We start from the raw sequence: 19,536 nt of genomic DNA, 5'->3' as shown, positions 1-19,536 counted from the left end.
TTGCGCTGTGCTGGCACGCCGAGCGGAAGAATCCGAAAGCTGGCGTTCGCACCGAGGATCTAGACTACGCTAAAAAGCGCTACCAGAGCAAATACAACTTACCCTAGTGAGTCGTCAAGACCCAATTATTTTAATTCGTTAACCGGTACCCCGACGCCCAACATGATCGGCGCATTCGCGTCTTTCCGGGGCTGAGCGGCCTTTGGGATATCTGCTAACGATGCAACATGGGCGGAACCCGCTGCTGCCTGCGTGTCCGACGACACAGAAACTGTGCTATCGGATCCGCCTTGCGGGCTCGTTGCACGGCGGCTGCGCTTGACGCGTGCCACCGGCTCGATACCCGAAGTCTTTATTTCTGCAACCTTGCCGGTGGGCTCGGAGGACCCCTTGGCCGACGCCTGACCCGCAACACCAGAAATTACTGGTGCCGCTGATTGCTGCTCCTCGGCCGAGTTCTCGGTTGCCGGAACGGAGTCGGCGCTCTTAGAACGCGCCTTACGGCGTGGGCGGCTACGCGAGGCACGTGTGGCACCCTGCGACTCCCCCGCTGGCACCTGAACCTCCATGACCGCCTCTGGCTCAACCACCGGCGAGTGATCGGGAAGCGCGGCTTCCAGATTCTCCAGGGTCAACTCCGGGGCACTGACTTCGGAACCGGCACGGCGGCGACGACGTGTGCTGGGAACCACCACCGGCTCGCCACCAACAGTCAATGTTGCCCCATCGGCGTCCTGAACCTCGTGGGCGGCATGCGCGGCGGCGGCAATATTAGCAAATGCCGTGCGTGCGGCACTTGCCTTAGCATCGTCGGCTTCCGGCTCACCGTTCAGCTCAGCAACAGGAGTTACCGGAGCTGGCTCTGTGTGAGCCTCGGTTTCCGGGCCGCGGTTGCGGCGACGGCGTTCGGCACGCGATGGCTTATCCTGTGCGCGTTGGGCCGAGGCGTGCGGTTCACCAGCGGAGTTGAAGGCACGACGGTGCTCAACTGGCTCATCGTGGGTGATCACACCGCGGCCATGGCAGGCCTCGCAATCCTCGCCAAAGACCTCTAGCAGGCCGGTGCCCATGCGCTTACGCGTCATCTGCACCAACCCCAGGGACGTTACCTCGGCTACCTGATGCTTGGTCCGATCGCGGCCCAGGCATTCAACCAGTCGGCGTAGCACCAGATCGCGGTTGGACTCGAGGACCATGTCGATGAAGTCGATGACGATGATGCCGCCGATGTCACGCAGGCGCAGCTGGCGAACAACTTCCTCGGCAGCCTCAAGGTTGTTCTTGGTGACTGTTTCTTCCAGGTTGCCGCCCGAACCGGTGAATTTACCGGTGTTCACGTCAACAACTGTCATGGCTTCGGTGCGGTCGATGACCAGCGAGCCACCCGAGGGCAGGAAGACCTTGCGATCAAGTGCCTTGTGAATCTGCTCGTCAATGCGGTAGGAAGTGAAGATATCTTCCTCACCCTCCCACTGTTCCAGGCGTGAGATCAGATCGGGGGCCACGTAGGTCACGTAGGCCTCGATGGTGTCCCAGGCCTCCTGACCGGAGACGATCAGCTTGGTGAAGTCTTCGTTGAACACGTCGCGGACCACCTTGATGGTCAGATCTGGTTCGCCGTAGAGCAGTTCCGGTGCCAAAATCTTGGTGGAGGTCGAGGCGGCCTCGATGCCTTCCCACTGGGCGCGCAGGCGGTTGATATCATTCATCAACTCTTCTTCGGAAGCGCCTTCGGCTGCGGTGCGCACGATGACACCGGCATTTTCCGGAAGGTGATCCTTGAGAATCTTCTTCAAGCGGTTGCGCTCAACATCGGGAAGCTTGCGTGAGATACCGGTCATCGAGCCGCCCGGTACGTAGACCAGGTAGCGGCCCGGAAGCGAAATCTGGGAGGTCAGGCGGGCACCCTTGTGACCCACCGGGTCCTTGGTGACCTGCACAAGTACAGTATCGCCGGACTTCAGAGCGTGTTCGATACGACGTGGCTGACCGTCAAGGCCGGCAACATCCCAGTTGACCTCGCCCGCGTAAAGAACCGCGTTGCGTCCGCGACCAATGTCGATGAATGCTGCTTCCATGGAGGGAAGCACGTTCTGCACCTTACCGATGTAGACGTTGCCGATCAGCGAATCCTGTTGTGTCTTGGACACGAAGTGCTCGGCCAGGATGCCGTCTTCAAGCACACCGATCTGGATGCGGTCTTCACGCTGACGCACGATCATCTGGCGGTCAACGGATTCGCGACGTGCCAAGAACTCGGCCTCGGTGATCACCTGACGGCGACGACCAGACTCACGCGAATCACGGCGGCGCTGACGCTTGGCCTCGAGGCGGGTCGAACCCTTCACGGCGGTGACCTTGTTGCTCATCACCGAATCCAGTGAGGTGCGCGGGGCGCGTACCCGGGTAATGGTGTTCGGTGGATCATCTTCGCCGCCACCGGCAAGTTCAAGATCTGCATCTCCGCGACGACGACGGCGACGACGGCGCGAAACTACCGCATCGTTATCTGCATCTTCATCCTCGGTTTCGGTGCTTTCGCCCTCGCTGCGAGTGCGGCGGGTACGACGGGTGCGGCGATTGCCACCTTCCTCATCGTCCTCATCGCTCTCGGCCACCGGTGCAACAGTTGAAAGATCCGGTGCCTGGAAGAGCACGGAGAGTGCAAGTTCCGGAATCGCGAAGGGGTCGGTGATGGCTGCTGACTCAACTGCCGCCATGGCCTCGGCAGCGATCGACTCTACTGCCGTTGCTGCGGCGGCGTCCTCGAGGGGCTCCGCTGCGGCCTTTTCGGCACCGACTTCTTGTGCTGCGGACTTGGAGCCGCGGGCCGACCGGGTGGGGCGTCGACGTGCGGAACGGCTTGGTGCCTTGGATGCTTCATCTGCCTGGCTTGTTTCGGCCTCACCTGTCACTGCCTGGGCAGGTGCCTCGATGACCTCAGGACTTTGCCCAACGACGGGCACCGAGACAACGATCTCTTCGGTAGTAGCGCTCTGCGTCGCGGCGGTTGTCGCATCTCCTGCCGGAGCGGTGGCGCGGCGTGAACGCGAACGAGTTGGGCGCTTGGCCGGGGCCTGGGGAGCCTCTCGCACCTCTGCACTCGGTGCTTCGGGGGCAGTCGCAGCCTGGGCCGTTGGTTCCGCTGCCGAAACAACGACCGGCGCCTGGATAATGCCGGAGGTTGCTACCGGCGAGGTGACCGCCGAGGTGGCACGGCGTGGGCCACGCTTGACCGGTGCCTTGGTTGCCGGCTCTGCGACAACGGGTGCGGCAATTGCCGCCTCGCTGGCGGCTGCGGCAACCGATTCGACAGTTGCTTCGGTCTTTGCCGCGGCACGGGTGCGCTTGGCTGGAGCCTGAGTTGTCGAGCTTGCCGGGCGACGACGAGCCGCCGTGGTGCGCGGGGCTACATTGGCTCGGGTCTTACTGGTGGGTGCGGCTGCCGCTTCATTGAGCTCGGCGAGGGTCATGGCCCGTCGCGCCGGACGTACCGGTGCGCTTGCCTCGTTGTTGCGTCCACGACTGGTGCGGTTCCGATTATTTGAACCCTGGTTACTTGCTCCTTGAGCGGCGCCCTTGGATTCGTCACGATGTGCTGCCATTTTAAAAAGAGTGCTCCTCATGGTTCGACGGCTCCCACAGATAGCTCGTCGAGCCTTAGTCAGTTCGCGGTAACCGGGCCCAATTGGCCGCGTGTCCCACGGAAGTCATTTTCGAGTCTTACAGGGTGCGCCAACCTTCTCGGGGCGCGGCATCCGGTAAAACCAACGGCGCTTTTTCAAACAAGCCGCTTTGTGTTGCGGCGGCCAAATCGCGGTATTCGCTCGGACCTTCATATAGGCGGTCACTTCACAGCAGATGCATCGCAATTGGGCTTGAAAGCCTGTCGTTGGGCTGAAAGCAGACTGTGGATCCGCGAACAACCATTCTAATTGTCTCATACGGCACAACTTCAATTGACATTTAGCTGCAAACGGCTTGACTCGGGCATGTCGCCCGGTATTCCTCGCGACTATTCACGCCTACCCCTTCCCACCGCGGGGTTTCTTCACCACCCTACCGGCGGTCAAAGATGTGAATCCCCTTTGACTTGCACGTCTATCTACGTCTTTAGCTCATTTCTGGCTCGCCGTCCGGTTAGACTGCAAAGACCGGTGCTCCCCTCGTGGTGCGCCCGAAACAGCACAGCATTTCAGCACCAACCCCCATGGGAGCCTTCAATGAATACGTCCCGAGCCGACGGCAAGGCGCTAGCCGGTCAGGAATCATCTCTGCCGACCTTGAGCAGGAATGCCCCGTTTGGCATCCTCTTGGTTCTTACCGGTGCCGTCGCCTGGATCGCCTCGGGCATCCTGGTCCTCGAACGCCTGGCCCTGTACAAAAACCCCGACTATGTGACTAGCTGCGATTTCAACCCGTGGGTATCGTGTGGCACCATCATGAAGTCCTCACAGGCGGCACTGCTGGGCTTCCCCAACCCGTTCTTGGGCATCGTGGGCTTTGGCATCGTGATCACCATTGGCATGGCTCTGCTGGCAGGCGCCAAATTTGCCCGCTGGTACTGGCTGGGACTGCAAGCCGGGGTTACCCTGGCGATGGTCTTCATTATCTGGCTTTGGTCCCAGGCGCTGTATGAAATCAATGCGTTGTGCCTCTACTGCATGGTGGTGTGGGCCATGATGATTCCGATATTCAGCTATACCACTGCCCGCAATATTGCTCACGGGGTTATTCCGGCGTCCGCGGGGTTCAAACGCTTCACCGCCGAATGGACCTGGGTCATCACCATCGTGTTGCTGCTGCTCACCGCGGCGTCCGTCTTCATACGCTTTCCTCAGGCCTTCCTCGGTGGCTAGAGGTGTAACCCGCAGGCGCATCGGTGCCGCGGCGCTGATACTCCCCATCATCGGGCTGGGTCTTGTGGCCCGCTTCTTGGGCAGCGGATTACTTGCCGATCTTTCCGGGGGAATTCTCTACGCGATACTGATCTATGTGCTGTTGGTATTCCTGCGCCCCGCCGGATCCATACTCTCAAATGTCTCGATCGCGCTGGGCTTTTGTGTTGCAGTTGAACTGCTACAAATCACCTCGCTGCCGGCAACACTTGGCGCCGCATTCCCACCCATCAGGCTGCTGCTTGGTTCCACCTTTGTAGCACTTGACCTACTTGCTTATCTGCTGGGTGTGTTGCTGGCGCTGGGTGCCGATCACTTGATCCGTCTCTTGCGACGTACCCCCGCAACGCTCACCGGCTAACCTCTGACCACCGTCCACCCCGTGGCACCTGCCGCATCGACACCCCGCGCGAATTCAAGTCGCTGCCCCGGGGCAAGCTGTGCCGCAAACTCAAAATCGGCTGGGCATAGATCAATATCGGCTCGCGCTAACGCAATAATCCCAGAGACTTGCTGACCTTGTACCAAGAGAATGCTGCCCCTTGATTCATCATCAAGGGCTAATTTCGCCGCCAGGTCCCAAGCGAAACCCAGGTCCCGTTCCACATCTGCGACATCGGTGTAGGGACACACGTTCACTGCACGATCAAAGGCAGTTTTGTCCCCGTAGACCGATCCCAGCGTGGCAATGCGTTCGGGATTTGTCTCGATGGCCTGTACCAGGGGCTCGGCCGAAAGCCGTACGGATTGCATCTGGTCGTGTTCTCCGCATGCAGTCAACGACATTAACCCGGCCAACCACAAGGCGCCGAATATCGCTGTCTTCGCCTTAGTCTTGATCAACATCTCATCCTGCTTCCTTCGGCTCCGGTCAGGGGGGCCACCCGCGGCATGAAGCCACCTCGTAGATGGGCACCTGTTCTATCTAGAACTACGAGCATCCGCACCCACAGGTTCCCAGAAACAACAAAGAAGCCCCACACGAAATCCCCCCCGAAAGGAAAATCGTGCGAGGCTTCTTACCCCCTCACGGGGCAACGATTTAGGCGAACCAGATGCCGATCTCGCGGGTTGCGGATTCAACCGAGTCCGAACCGTGAACCAGGTTCTGCTGAACCTTCAGTCCCCAGTCGCGACCCAAGTCGCCACGGATGGTGCCCGGTGCCGCGGTGGTCGGATCGGTGGTGCCGGCCAGCGAGCGGAACCCGGTGATCACGTTCTGACCCTCGGCAATGATTGCCACCACCGGACCGGAGAGCATGAATTCCACAAGTGGCTCGTAAAACGGCTTGCCCACGTGCTCCTCGTAGTGCGCCTCGAGCAGCTCGCGGGTCGCAGTGACCTGCTTCAGCTCGGCAATGGTGTAACCCTTGGCCTCGATGCGGGCCAGGATCTGGCCGGTCAGGCCGCGCTTGACGCCGTCCGGCTTGACCAAGATGAGAGAGCGTTCAATGCTCATGGAGTTGCTCCTTATAAACAGCTAATGAAAAGTTTGTTTAGTAATAATCCTACTGTTCGCCCCGGCATACTTCGGGCCGAACCACACCGTCTAGGACTCTTCTGGCTCCGGGTGTGCTGCTTCCCAGGCTTCTTGTTCCTTGGCGCGGCGCGCGGTTTCCAGATCCATGGTGCGCCCCTTGGTCACCGCGTACCACCAGGTTGCGGTGAAGGCAGCGCCAAGGATGAACATCGATGGCATGAGGAATCCGGTGAGGATAAAGACGATCTGTATGCCCCAGCCAATCTGATAGCCGAGCGGTTTGCGCAACAGGCCACAGGTCAGCAGGCAGGCAATCGCCAGCGCCACCCCGACGCTGAGCACCAGCACCGGTGGGATTGAATCGCGCTTGAGTCCAAAGACCGCAAGTGCGATGAAGATCGCCAAGAGGGCTTCGAGGCTGAGCACCGTTGAGGCGAAAAGTGCACGCGTCGAACGGGGCTTTTTCTTTTGTCCCGGACGCCATTCACGTTGCGCCTTGGTCATTTTTGCCATGGGTGTTACTTTCCTCCCAGCAACATACGGGTTTCCCCGACAAGGGTAATGGACCCGGTGACAAGCACGCCGCCACCAAAGTCTTCGGATGCCTCGGCGCGGCCCACAGCCCATTCGAGTGCATCGTCAAGGCGTTCGGTGACGAACAGATCGTCCTCGTTGAACCCTGCATCCAGGGCCATGGTGGCAAGCTCGCCGGCCGGGATAGCGCGTGGCGAATTGGACTGGGTGATGCAGATGTCTTCGACCAGGTCGATGTATTCTTCGCGCAGCTGATGCAGCATTGCTTCGGCGTCCTTTTCGGCCAGGATTCCCACCACTAGCACCAGCTTGGAGAACCCGAAGGCTTCCTTCACCGCGGCCGCTGAAGCACGAATGCCATCGGGGTTATGCCCGGCATCGAGCAGCACCGTGGGTGCGGTACGGATGACCTCGAGGCGTCCGGGGCTGGTTGCCGCACCGAACCCCTCAAGGACCAGCTCATGGTTGAGCTCGGTTTCTCCACCGCCGATGAATGCCTCAACGGCGGCCAGGGCAACGGCAGCGTTTTGTGCCTGGTGCTCGCCATGTAGCGGCAACAAAATGCCCGGGTAGCGCCCGGCCAGTCCCTGTAGGTCAAGCTGCTGACCACCGACGGCAACGATGCGGTTTTCTACACCGAATTCGACGCCCTCAAAACGGAAGGGAACCTCAAGTTCACGTGCCTTTTCGAGTAATACCTGCGCGGCATCGGCCGGCTGAGCGCTGGAGATCAGGAAGCCGCCGGGCTTCAGGATGCCAGCCTTCTCGTGGGCGATCAGCTCGGTGGTATCCCCCAGCAAATCGGTGTGGTCAAGCGAGATCGGGGTGAACACCGATACCTGGGCGTCACCAACATTTGTCGCATCGGTGATGCCGCCCAGGCCGACCTCGATGATGGCAACATCCACCGGGGTGTCGGCGAAGATCGCAAAACCCAGGATGGTCACCGCCTCAAAGTAGGTCAGCCGGTTTTCGCCCGCCGCAATCAACTCGTCATCGACGATTTGCAGGTAGGGGCGGATCTCATCCCAGATCCGCACGAACGTCTCATCATCAACGGGTTCCCCGTCAATGGCGATGCGTTCGGTGACCGAGACCAGGTGCGGGGAGGAGTAGCGTCCGGTGCGCAGGTCGTGAGCGCGCAAGAGCGACTCAATCATGCGCGCGGTGCTGGTTTTCCCGTTGGTGCCGGTGATGTGGATGATCGGGAAGGACTTATTCGGCTCCCCCAGGATCTCCATGGCACGAAACATTGGTTCCATGCGCGGTTCAATCTTGTTCTCCGGGGCGCGCGCCAAGAGTTCGGCGTACACGCTCTCTACCGAGAACCGATCGAATTTCTGTTCGTTGCTCATGTGGTGGGACCCATGTCTTTCCCTGCAGCCTCGGCGGCGGCGACGGTTTCGACAAACACCGTGGTCGCGGAGCCATCGGCCAGCGTATCGAGCACCAGGCCGGTGCTCAATGTTTCGTTCTTGATCAGCGCCGCGTTTGCATGCAGCGCGGCAACGGTCGCCGCGTCGGCACCAATCTCGGTACGGATGCGATCGCTCACCGCCAGATCAGCGTCCTTGCGGGCGGATTGGATGGCGCGGATCATATCGCGTGCCGTGCCTTCGGCGGCAAGTTCGTCGGTGACCTCGGTATCAAGGACCAGGAAGCCACCGCCGGGCAGCACCGCCGCGGCGATCGAATCTTCGCCCTCGGTTGCGGCGACAACTGTTTCAAGGGTGTACTCGTGTTCCTCAAGTTCCAGGCCACCGGCGGTGACCACGCCGGCATCCGAGACCGACCAATCACCGGATTTGGCTCCCTTGATGGCCACCTGCACGTTCTTGCCCAGGCGGGGACCGGCGGCACGGGCGTTGACGGCTAGGCGCTGGCTGATGCCATATTCGGCGGCGTTGGCCTGCTCCGCATCGATCAGCGTGACCGAACGTAGGTTCAGCTCATCCTTGATGATGTTGGTGAAGGTGCCCTCAAGCGTCGCGGCGTTGGGCACGGCAACTGTCATGCCGGCCAGCGGCAGGCGTACGCGCAGGTTTGCCCCCTTGCGCAGCGAGGAACCCACCGAAGCGATCTTGCGGGTGGCCTCCATGGCTGCGACCAATTCGACATTGCTGCCAAAGAGGCTGGCCTCGGGCCATGGTGCCAGGTGTACCGAGCGTCCCCCGGTGAGCCCACGCCAGATTTCCTCGCTGGCCAGTGGCAGCAGCGAGGCACTCACGCGGGTGAGGGTCTCTAGGCAGGTGTAGAGCGTGTCGAACGCCTGGGTGTCCTCGTCGAAGAAACGCTGGCGGGATCGGCGCACGTACCAGTTGGTCAGCGTGTCCATGTAGTGGCGGATGGTTTCGGCTGCCTCGGAGATGTCGTACGCATCGAGCTGCTCGGTGACCTCGCGGACCAGGTCCCCGGTGGCCGCGAGCATGTAGGCATCCAATGGGTCTTCGGAAGCATAGGCGAGCTTGGCCTGGTAGCCGGCACCGCCATTGGCCGCGTTGGTATACAGGCAGAAGAAGTGCCAGACGTTCCACATCGGCAGCAAGACCTGGCGCACGCCATCGCGGATGCCCTGCTCGGTGACCACCAGGTTGCCACCGCGCAGGATCGGGGAGGCCATCAGGAACCAGCGCATGGCATCGGAGCCGTCGCGGTCAAGGACCTCGTTGACATCCGGGTAGTTTTGCAGCGACTTGGACATCTTCTGCCCGTCACTGCCAAGTACGATGCCGTGGCTGATCACGTTCTTGTACGCCGGGCGGTCAAAGAGCGCGGTGGAGAGGATGTGCATTGTATAGAACCAGCCACGGGTCTGCCCGATGTACTCGACGATGAAGTCCGCCGGGTGGTGGGTGTCAAACCAGTCCTTGTTCTCAAACGGGTAGTGCGCCTGGGCGTAGGGCATCGAGCCGGAGTCGAACCAGACATCGAGCACGTCCTCGACGCGGTACATGGTGCCGTCCTCGGCACAACCCTCGTGCGCCTTGGTCAGCTCGTCGATGAACGGACGGTGCAGATCCGGCTGCCCCTCGTGGTTGCGTGGCAAGCGGCCGAAGCCGGCCTGGATCTCATCAAGCGAGCCGTAGACCTCGCGGTGGGTACATTCGGCACCATCGCATTCCCATACCGGGATCGGGGAACCCCAGTAGCGGTTGCGGGAAATCGACCAGTCCCGGGCATTGGCAAGCCACTTGCCGAACTGGCCGTCCTTCACGTTTTCCGGGATCCAGTTGATCTGCTGGTTATGCTCCAGCATGCGGTCCTTGATCTTGGTGACCTCGACGTACCAGGAGGAGATCGCGCGGTAGATCAGCGGCGTGCGGCAACGCCAGCAGTGCGGGTAGGAGTGCTCAAAGGAGGCCTGCTTGACCAAGCGTGCATCATCGCGCAATAGGTTGGTGATCGTCTTGTTTGCCTCGAACACCTGTACGCCGACGATGTCTTTCAGCGCGCCGTGCTTGAACAGCGGCAGGAACTTTGCACCCTCGTCGATCGAGAGGATCACCGGGATCCCGGCGGCCTCACAGATCTTTTGGTCTTCCTCGCCATAGGCGGGAGCCTGGTGGACGATGCCGGTGCCGTCGGTGGTTGTCACGTAGTCGGCGACCAACAGCTGGTACGCGTTTTCGGTGCCGTAGGTCTCGGTATCCGCGAAGGTGTCCCACAGCGATGCATACTTGATGCCGGCCAGCTGTTCACCGGTGTAGCGTGCGGTGATGGCATCCTTGGCGGCAGCCGCATCTTCGTAGCCAAGGTCCTTAGCGTAGGCACCCAGTAGGTCCTCGGCGATCATGAAGTTACCGGTGGCGTTCGATGCCTTGATGCCGATTTCACCGGCGGGAACCACAACGTAAATAACCTTTGGACCCACGGCCAGGGCAAGGTTGGTCGGCAGCGTCCACGGCGTGGTGGTCCAGGCCAGTGCCTGAACGCCCGCGAGCTTCTTGGAGATTTCGGACTCGCCGGCAAGCAGCGGGAAGGAGACCGTGACGGTCTGGTCCTGGCGGTCCTTGTACACGTCATCGTCCATGCGCAGCTCGTGGTTGGACAGCGGGGTCTCGTCCTTCCAGCAGTATGGCAGCACGCGGAAGCCCTGGTAGGTCAGGCCCTTATCGCTCAGCTGCTTGAACGCCCAGATGACCGATTCCATGTATTCGACGTTCAGCGTCTTGTAATCGTTCTCGAAGTCGACCCAGCGTGCCTGGCGGGTGACATAGGTCTGCCACTCGTCCGCATACTTCATGACAGAGGTGCGGCAGGCGTCGTTGAACTTGTCGATGCCCATGGCCTCGATCTGCGCCTTGTCGCTCATGCCCAGCTGCTTCATGGCCTCAAGTTCGGCGGGCAGCCCGTGGGTGTCCCAGCCGAAGCGGCGTTCCACGCGGTGTCCGCGCTGGGTCTGGTAGCGGGCTACCAGGTCCTTGACGTAGCCGGTGAGCAGGTGACCGTAGTGCGGTAGACCGTTGGCGAAGGGAGGACCATCATAGAAGACGAACTCGTTTGCACCCTGATCCCCGGCATCGCGGGCATCGATGGAGGCCTGGAAAGTTTCATCGTTCTTCCAGTAGGAAAGGACGCGTTCCTCAATCTGCGGGAAGCGCGGAGAGGATGGCGTGGTGCCATGCGGGTCGGTCGAGGCCTTGGGGTAAGTGGTCATCTGCGGCAGTCCTGGGATCGGTGGCGATTTAACGCCGGGCGTTCTCCAACACAGGGACGAATGATTGATGATTGGTCATCAAACCTCGCGGTACCACCCCGCTTGCCCGATTCTACGTGGATCTCCCACGTCAATCTGGCCGCTCATTAATTGCTATAACGGGCATACCCGCTCGGTTCTACTGGGCGCATCCACCCACATGAGGAGAAAAGCGCCGTTCTTCCAAGGACTCACCGGTGATGGCCGGTTCAACGTCGTGATGTATCTAGTCTAACGCCACCTGCGCTCCGGCACAGAATCCAGTCTCATCCGCGCTGCAAGCACCAAACACCGTGCGACAAAAATACTTATCCACAGATTTTCTTTTCCTCGCCCATGCACTTTCCCACGGGAGCACACTTGAACTATGTCCAGCACCCCAATGCTTCCCACCGAGGCGATGACGGTACTCACCTCCTTGGTGAACCGTTTCTCGGATGCCCCGGAAGGACCGGCAGCCACGCCAGATCCCCGGGGCGATGCGTTGCGCCTGTTGGCCCTACTCATCCCCACCTTGCGCATGGCCCTAGAACATGCGGCGGCCAACTTTGGTTCCTCCCCGGTGCGCTCCGCCGTCTTCCTACGGTTAACCGAAAGCCTTTACCGGCAGGCCGGTTACGGGCAGCTGCTCGCCGTTTCGCGCAGCGTCGATGCCCAGGTTCATCAAATCACCGAGGAACCACTCGCCGCCCTAAATCAAATTCTTGAGGATTCCGATGCAGCCGCAACACATACGTTGCCTGCCGATGTGCCAACCCCTGCGGGACGCAAACCGCTGTTCCGCGAGGACTGCGACTTTCTGGAAGACCAACTAAACCTCACGCATTTCCAGGCGCAGCACCGGGTCGAAAGCGCCGAAAATTTACTTCCCCACACCGGATTCAATGGCCAACCAATTCCGCCAAAATTCCCGCATCTGGGCAAGGTGCTCAGCGATGGTGCGGCAGATCCCAAGTCCTTGGCATCCCTCGCCAAGAAATTCGAGGGGCTCGGGCCCGCGGCGGGTAGTGGCATGGAGCGCGAACTTGCCGACGCGGTGCGCACCCGAAATAGCAAGGGCACCGAACAATTGCTCAAAGACCAGGCCAAGCGACTCAACGAACATACTGTGGCCGAACGTGAGGAGTTCGAGGACTACTTCATTGGCATCGATTTTTTGGGCCATACACCCAAGGGATACGAATATAAGATCATCACCACCGCCGAGGGGCACGAGCTGCTGTCATCGGCGGCAGATATTCTCAACAGCCCACGGTCCAAGGCGGGCACCAAGCCCAGCACCGATACTCCAGCCAGTACGCAAGCCACGCCACCGGCCACAACACCAGAACTGCCCGCCGAGCCTGCCGAAACTTCCGGGAGTGATCATGCCGCCGACTCCCCCAGCATTCCTGCACCCAAGGGACCGCCGCTTCCGGAATGGGCGGCGGCAAAAGGCACGGCACTTGAGGATCGCCCCGTTGGTGGCATTGCGGACCCCCTGGTTCCTTGCGTTCCAAATCTTTATGATCAGCTCGATCCAAATACCGAGCTGCGTCCGGGTGAAAGCATCGAATCGGCTCTGACCCGCCAACGTGCCCGCCGTTTGCATCAGCTTGTTCTTGACGCCTTGCGCATGATCACCACCCCGGACGGAATACCACCTAGCAGAGAAGGCAAACACGGAGCAGTCGGTAACGATGAGGAAATGCCGCTACCACCTAACGTGATGCTAAACGTGACAATGAGTTACGAAACGTTCATCGGGCAACTCGAGAAGGCAGGGGTCAGCGATCATGGGGCAGATATTTCACCGGCGAATTGTCGGCGGCTCGCATGTATCGCCGGCATCATTCCAATAGTTCTCAACGGGGAGGATGTCCCGCTGGCCTTGGGTCGCACCCGAAGATATTTCAACCGTGCCCAACGTCGGGCCATCGCGGTGCGAGATAAGGGATGTATCAATCCGGGCTGCACCGTGAAGATTGGGCGTTGCGAGGCGCACCATATCGATTTGTGGATTCTCGGTGGAAGAACCGACGTTGATCGCGGATGCCTACTATGCCCGATGTGTCACGCGGCCTATCACGCGGGAAAATTCAAGATCAAGGTCATGGGTGGGATACCGCACGTGATTCAACCAAGATCTCGAGATCCGTTGCAGCTACCCCGCCGCAATTGGATTTTCCATCCCACCGCATCGGCAGCCGCCGCCTGATCAACGCTACCCAGCCGGTACTTCACGGCCCAAATGCTGGAATAGTCGCGGCCAGATAACTTAGGCTCGATACATGGAACTCTCAACATGGATCAGCTTGGCATTGGGCATTAGTTTCCCTGCACTGCTGATTTATTGGGCGATCGTGAGGTTTCGACAGCGCCACAAGAACCCATCAATGACCGCTGCGGGACTCGACGGTGGAATGTACTAGCCCAACGCCGTGGCTTCATCGATTGTCTGGCAGCAAAACGTAAACCGCATCGACGAGGTTCCCATCACCCTGGATATCAAGGCTCCACGCTCCGACGAATCGTCCAACGGGAACTAGGGGGTTCCTAGCTAAGTACCGTGTTTTCAACGTTCCACTTGGTTAGTCGCGGGTACACCCAGAAGCTATCAATTCCTAGGGTAACGATACACAGCAGGAACCGTTTGATCCACAGCCCAAAGGATCCCCCACCCCGTGCCATCAAAGCGCAGCGGGCGGCCCAACAAGTACGTGTTTTTGGCACGCCAGCGCTCCGCCAGAACCACGGCGAACGGATAACAGATGCCTAGAGTAACCACGGTGATCAGCACCCCCAGTATTTGGGTGCCAAACCATGTTGCGGCTCCCCCGCGAAACTCCATAATGCGCACGCCGGGAGGAATCTGCCCTACCGGTGAAATACCAGTTCCCGGGAGTGGTGCTCCACGTGGACTAGATTCCATGCTCACGGTACTGCTCCCTTGCTAAAGGCGCATGTCATCCGACTCATTGTCGAGTTGTTTAATCGCCTGAATTGATGCTATTCACCCCCCAGACGATTCCTTCCTCAAACGCAACGGGTCTGCGAATTACTCCCAGCTGGGGTTATGCGTATCAATTTGCTCGATAACCGACTGGATCGAATCAAGCACTCCCTGACTCAAGCCATGCTGCGGAAGCACCTGCGCCCAACCATCGAGGGCAACATCGCCAAAGTTATGCCCATGACTTGGTGGAACTGCCTCGCTGACCAGCATGTCGGTGACCAAGTGCAGGAAGGTCACCCCGGGGATCCAACGCATTGAATCGCTCACATCGGCGCCGCGCCCGCCCTCGGCAGCGGAACCGGCAAGCCATTCGGGTCGTTGCCAGATCACCGATGGATCTAGCCAGGTAATTGGATCTGTTGCATGTTGTAGATAGCCCACGCGTGGCTGAGCCCAGGTACCGGTCAATGCCGCGAAGTCACCCGGGTTGGACTGCCAGCGAACCTGGGTTCCGTCTTGATAGACCGGTTGCCAGATCGGTGTTCCGACATCACGGGCAGCTTGTAGCACGCGCCATGGCTGTGAGTTTGCTGGCGGCCCGGTAAAGAGGGCCGCATCGGTACGTTCAATCAGGTCAGCAAGATCGGTGAAGTGCCCCTGCATACCTTGCGCGCCGAGACTCAACCCATAGACGGCAAGCTTGGGCCGGGTTGCCGCGGGCAATTGTTCCCAACGATTGTGAACCGCATTAAAGAGCGCTCGGCTTGCCTCAGTAGATAGTTCGGGATCAAAGAGGAAGGAAACCCAGCTTGGCTGGAATGAGTATTGAAGCGAGGCCGTAGCAGTATTTCCGCCGTAGAGATACTCGAGTGAGGCGATGGCCTGAGGTTCCAACCAACCCGAACCTGTCGGGGTTGCCACCAACAAAACTTCACGTTCAAAGGCACCGGTACGTTCAAGTTCTTCAACGACCAACGCCGCGCGAGCCGCTAGATCCTCACCTTGGGATAGTCCGGCATACACCCGAATCGGGTCAATGCCCTGGGCTCCGATGATAGTGGAGATGGCGGCGGCACTTGGTCCACCGCCCACAAAGGCGCGGCCTTGGCGTCCCAGGCCTTCCCAGAGAACATGAGAATCCGGGGAACCGGAACGGGTGGGTCGTTCGGGCTTAACGCTACCTTCCAGGGTTCCGGTGTCGCGCGCTGCGTAGATCGATCCCACCGCGCCCAAACCACCGGCGATCAGCCCCACCACCAGCAAAAGGCTAACGCCAATCCCGGTTAAGAGCCCTGCGGTCTTGATGGTTATTGCTCGGGCTCCTTTACGGGTAGCAATCTTCTGTGCCACACCGCGCAACGCACCGATTCCGCGGAAGACCGAGTAACTCAAACCCATGGTCACTATCATCGTCACCAGGAAGGTCGCCTGCCCTAGTCCATCAATGGGTTCCATTTCCACCAGCGAACGCACATCGTTTTGCCACCCCACCACCAACGTTGCATAGATGATGACGTAGGCAAGCAGTAGCAGCAACGCCAACAGACGTAAGCCGCGAGTAACCCGCGGCGCAGCCTTCCCGGTAGCAGGAAGCAGGCGTACGGCACGCAATTTCACCCCAGCCCACAGCACTATCCGATGCACCGGCAGGCCCAGGCCGTAGCCGATCATGAACCAGAGTCCGGCCAAGAACCCCTGGAATACGGTGGGGCGCGGGACCAACGAAGGGGTCAACGCCAGTGAAGCAAGCACCACCGCACAAACGAATTGGGTGACCCGGGTACCTGTGATGATGCGAGAAACTGGCTTCATACGAAGTGCCCCTTTGGTTGTGTGCCGCAGCGGCATTCAATCGTTAGCGGAACGGTTGCTGCATATACGGCAAGTGCCCCCTACTGCACTCTAGCGTTTAGCTGCGCAACAATTTGTGGTTGGCCGCTTGGACCACCGGGCGCACCACAATTTCATCGAGGTTGATGTGGTGTGGCAGATTCACGGCATAGGAAATGACATGCGCAACATCGTCGGCGACCAATGGTTTCTCAACTCCTTGGTAGACGGCATCTGCTGCCGCAGCGTCCCCGCCCATCCGGCGTAGCGCAAATTCCTCGGTGTGTACCAGCCCGGGCAACACCTCAATGACTCGCAGGTTGTGCCCGACCTCTTCTAGGCGCAAGGCCTTGGTCAGTGCACGCTGAGCAGCCTTGGCCGCGTTGTAGCCCGCTCCGCCCTCATAGCTTGCAAGTGCCGCCGTAGAGGTCAGGTTCAACACGGTTCCATCCCCGTGGGCGCGCAGCATGGGCAGGAAGGCACGGGTCATTTTCATGGTTCCCATGACGTTGGCCTGCAACATGAAGTCCCAGTCTTCGTCCTTCGCCTCGCCCACATAGGAGGCGCCACGAGCACCACCGGCAATATTGATCAGCGTATCGATGCCGCCACTGATCTCAACCTCTGCCAATAACGCAGCAATGTGGGCATTGTCGGTAACATCGGCCACCACGGGGATGACCCCGGTCTCCGCAGCAAGCGCATCCAAACGGTCCGCGCGTCTAGCTACCGCATAGATCTTCCAACCCTCCGCGGCAAGGATCCGGGCTGTGGCCTGCCCAATTCCACTGGAGGCTCCGGTGACGACTGCCGCGTGTTGGGGCGCTTTGTTAGTTGAGGTCATGCTTTGATTCTAGTCTTCGCTTAGCCCCTGGCAGAGTAGGATGACTGTGATCGGAGGCACTCGCTGGCGCGGGGGCGCAGCGGGCCCGTCTGCCCCGTGAAGGGGTAAACACCGAGTTACCCGGCCTGGTTGTAAAGAGGAAGGTTCCCATTCTCCCCTTGGTCTCACTAGATACCTGCACACGACTGCTTGATTCCTTGCAAGCATCTGCTCATGAGGATGAGCTCACTCGCAGAAGACGCATTGGGCATGCCTTGCTGCGGCTCTTCGATGCCGATGTATTTGTTTCTTGCCGTAGTGATACTGCGGGGAAGTTCGTCGACCCGGTATGGATCGGGATGTCCGATTCTAATATGCAGAAGTACCAGGAATACTTCCAATTCCATGACCCACTCACGCCCAAGATGCGTGCACTGGGCCGTGCAGCAGCGGTGCATGAAAGCATGGATCCCACCGATCTGCGGCGAACCGAGTTCTACACAGACTTTTTAGAACGTGACGGGTTGCGCGAGGGCATGAACTATTTTCCTGCTCGGCCCCGCCCCGGCACCTTAGACCTACGCATTTGGCGCACGGGCACTCCACGAGAGTTCTGCGGCGAACAAATCCGGTTATTGCAAAGCAGTGGGGATCTTATCCAGGGGCTGCTGCCTGCTGGCAAGCATGAGCAGCTAGTTCCCCGACCCGAGGAACGTTCCTTGCCATCGGGGTTGGAGAATTTAACTGCTCGGGAGCTTAGCGTGGCCCGGGCGGTGGCCCGCGGTCTAAGCGACCGCATGGCCTGCAAGGAACTGGGGTGTTCCATGGGAACGCTTCGTACGCATTTGTCCAAGGTGTTTTCTAAACTCGGTCTCGGCAGCCGAGGCGAACTTATCGCGCTTCTAGCGCCCTACCAAGATACCGATGTCAACTCGGCAAAAGTACCGATGGCGTGGCTTGTAGAACCAGATTAGGCTCAGGGGTGATTCCCCAGCCGTTGGTCCCTCCCAAGCCCATCGGCTGTATCCCACCTGATCAAAAGGGCATGACATGGACTCGCAGGCGCACCAAGGTATCTGGACCTACCTCCCAAACAAGACCGAACCCGCAGCAAACAATCAAGGCACCGTGGACCTTGACGCTGGGTTCGACTTCGCCGTGAAAGCCAATATTGAGGTCGCAGGGATGCCCGCCTCTGCCGGCAGCCCGGTGTTCGAAGGACACCTGCCCGAGCTGGATTCACCCGTGGTGGCAATCTTGAAACGCCACGGCGGCCGGGTTGCTGGCCTGACCAATATGCATGAGATGGCCTTTGGTATCACCAGTAACAATGCCACCTACGGACCGGTGCGCAATCCCTTTGACCCCCTGCGAAGCGCCGGCGGTTCCAGTGGGGGCAGCGCGGCAGCGGTGGCCGCAGGTCTGGTTCCGATCTCGCTGGGCACGGATACCGGTGGTTCCATTTCGATTCCCGCAACCGTTTGCGGTGTGGTGGGTTTCCGGCCCACCACCGGACGTTGGCCGGGTGCCGGTTCCATTGGTCTGTCCTGGACGCGCGACACCATTGGTTTGCACACAACACTGGTGGCGCACGCGCAAACCATTGATTCGTGGATTACACACCATGACCGCGACGTAGCGCAGACTCACCACGAGCTGCCGGTACTCGGCATCCCCACGGCATTCACTAAGGATCTTGATCCATCGGTGGCACGGCGTTTTGCGCAGGTGCGTGAACATTTGTCGCGGCATCTACGCATTATTGAGGTGGACCTTGATGAGGTGTTTGCCGCGACCGATGCCGCCCAATGGGACATTGTTGGATTTGAGGCACCCCGGGTGCTGTCCGCGGCCCTCGCAGCAGCCCTGAACCTTTCGCTCTCGGACGCCTGGGAAAATGTGGTGGCACATGCCTCATCCCCGGATGTGCGTGGCATCTTGGAAGCCTATGCTGCTCATCCCATCGAAGCCACCGCCTACGCCCAGTCCCTAGAACATGCCGATAGTGCCCGCACCCAGTATCTGGAAGTACTCTCACAAGCCGGTGTCGATGCGTTAATCTTCCCCAGCATCCCCGCACTGCCCTCACTGATTGGGCAGGATGAGCTGATCGTCCACCAGGGCGAGCAAGTTCCGCTTTTCCCACTCTTTACCCGCCATGTAGGCCCGGGCACCGTATTGGGGGTTCCTTCCGTGAGTCTGCCCGTTGGCTTGGTTGATGTAGCGGCGAATCTTCCACGACTCCCGGTGGGCATCAACTTGCAAGGCTTCGCACATCGAGATCCGGAATTACTAGCTATTGCAGCGCGTGTTGAAGCCTTACTCAAGGAACTTCCCTAG

Annotated in this window: 15 protein-coding genes; 6 read left to right on the top strand and 9 right to left on the bottom strand. The window is 59.8% G+C overall.

Translation table 11 applies throughout. From position 1 onward, the window contains the following. Window positions 1-125 precede the first annotated feature (125 nt). Window positions 126-3,605, bottom strand: coding sequence for a ribonuclease E/G (locus CQ018_RS08090; RefSeq protein WP_105549489.1), 3,480 nt, complete (start codon window positions 3,603-3,605; stop codon window positions 126-128). Between the two features lie 618 nt (window positions 3,606-4,223). On the opposite strand from CQ018_RS08090, the gene CQ018_RS08085 reads away from it, so the two are divergent. Next, window positions 4,224-4,859, top strand: coding sequence for a vitamin K epoxide reductase family protein (locus tag CQ018_RS08085; RefSeq protein ID WP_105549488.1), 636 nt, complete (start codon window positions 4,224-4,226; stop codon window positions 4,857-4,859). Then, window positions 4,852-5,259, top strand: coding sequence for a DUF2809 domain-containing protein (locus CQ018_RS08080; RefSeq protein WP_105549487.1), 408 nt, complete (start codon window positions 4,852-4,854; stop codon window positions 5,257-5,259). The genes CQ018_RS08085 and CQ018_RS08080 overlap by 8 nt, the downstream gene beginning before the upstream one ends. On the opposite strand, the gene CQ018_RS08075 is transcribed toward CQ018_RS08080, so the two are convergent. The 5 genes from CQ018_RS08075 to ileS all read right to left on the bottom strand — a co-directional run bounded on the left by CQ018_RS08075 (window position 5,256) and on the right by ileS (window position 11,569). Continuing rightward, entirely contained in the window at window positions 5,256-5,744 is a 489-nt protein-coding gene (locus CQ018_RS08075) for a hypothetical protein (protein WP_105549486.1), read from the bottom strand. The genes CQ018_RS08080 and CQ018_RS08075 overlap by 4 nt on opposite strands. A gap of 196 nt (window positions 5,745-5,940) precedes the next feature. Continuing rightward, entirely contained in the window at window positions 5,941-6,357 is a 417-nt protein-coding gene (gene ndk / locus CQ018_RS08070) for a nucleoside-diphosphate kinase (RefSeq protein WP_105549485.1), read from the bottom strand. A 90-nt stretch (window positions 6,358-6,447) separates the two neighbouring features. Further along, window positions 6,448-6,891: a DUF4233 domain-containing protein gene (locus tag CQ018_RS08065; protein ID WP_105549484.1), complete on the bottom strand. Its 444-nt coding sequence runs from the start codon at window positions 6,889-6,891 to the stop codon at window positions 6,448-6,450. A 5-nt stretch (window positions 6,892-6,896) separates the two neighbouring features. Next, window positions 6,897-8,267, bottom strand: coding sequence for a folylpolyglutamate synthase/dihydrofolate synthase family protein (locus CQ018_RS08060; RefSeq protein WP_105549483.1), 1,371 nt, complete (start codon window positions 8,265-8,267; stop codon window positions 6,897-6,899). Next, window positions 8,264-11,569, bottom strand: coding sequence for an isoleucine--tRNA ligase (gene ileS / locus CQ018_RS08055; RefSeq protein WP_105549482.1), 3,306 nt, complete (start codon window positions 11,567-11,569; stop codon window positions 8,264-8,266). The genes CQ018_RS08060 and ileS overlap by 4 nt, the downstream gene beginning before the upstream one ends. Before the next feature lie 406 nt (window positions 11,570-11,975). Between ileS and CQ018_RS08050 the strand changes: the two genes are divergently transcribed. Then, window positions 11,976-13,805, top strand: a complete 1,830-nt coding sequence (locus CQ018_RS08050; protein WP_105549481.1) for an HNH endonuclease signature motif containing protein — start codon at window positions 11,976-11,978, stop codon at window positions 13,803-13,805. 73 nt (window positions 13,806-13,878) lie between these two features. Then, window positions 13,879-14,019, top strand: a complete 141-nt coding sequence (locus CQ018_RS20040; protein WP_181149793.1) for a hypothetical protein — start codon at window positions 13,879-13,881, stop codon at window positions 14,017-14,019. A gap of 185 nt (window positions 14,020-14,204) precedes the next feature. Here CQ018_RS20040 and CQ018_RS08045 read toward each other — a convergent pair whose 3' ends face one another. The 3 genes from CQ018_RS08045 to CQ018_RS08035 all read right to left on the bottom strand — a co-directional run bounded on the left by CQ018_RS08045 (window position 14,205) and on the right by CQ018_RS08035 (window position 17,217). After that, on the bottom strand, window positions 14,205-14,519 hold the full coding sequence (locus CQ018_RS08045) for a YjgN family protein (protein WP_258142458.1): 315 nt from the start codon (window positions 14,517-14,519) through the stop codon (window positions 14,205-14,207). A 126-nt stretch (window positions 14,520-14,645) separates the two neighbouring features. Then, the gene (locus tag CQ018_RS08040) at window positions 14,646-16,355 is read right to left on the bottom strand and encodes an alpha/beta-hydrolase family protein (RefSeq protein ID WP_181149792.1); all 1,710 of its coding nucleotides are present in this window, start codon (window positions 16,353-16,355) and stop codon (window positions 14,646-14,648) included. A gap of 97 nt (window positions 16,356-16,452) precedes the next feature. Further along, a complete protein-coding gene (locus CQ018_RS08035; protein WP_105549479.1) occupies window positions 16,453-17,217 on the bottom strand; it encodes an SDR family oxidoreductase in 765 nt (254 codons plus the stop codon). Between the two features lie 158 nt (window positions 17,218-17,375). Between CQ018_RS08035 and CQ018_RS08030 the strand changes: the two genes are divergently transcribed. Beyond that, the gene (locus CQ018_RS08030; protein WP_105549478.1) at window positions 17,376-18,170 is read left to right on the top strand and encodes a helix-turn-helix transcriptional regulator; all 795 of its coding nucleotides are present in this window, start codon (window positions 17,376-17,378) and stop codon (window positions 18,168-18,170) included. A 76-nt stretch (window positions 18,171-18,246) separates the two neighbouring features. Then, a complete protein-coding gene (locus tag CQ018_RS08025; protein WP_105549477.1) occupies window positions 18,247-19,536 on the top strand; it encodes an amidase family protein in 1,290 nt (429 codons plus the stop codon).

Source organism: Arthrobacter sp. MYb227 (assembly GCF_002975435.1).
Taxonomy (GTDB): domain Bacteria; phylum Actinomycetota; class Actinomycetes; order Actinomycetales; family Micrococcaceae; genus Paeniglutamicibacter.
The sequence above is the reverse complement of the archived record's forward strand: the minus strand, read 5'-3'. Positions and strand labels throughout refer to the sequence as shown.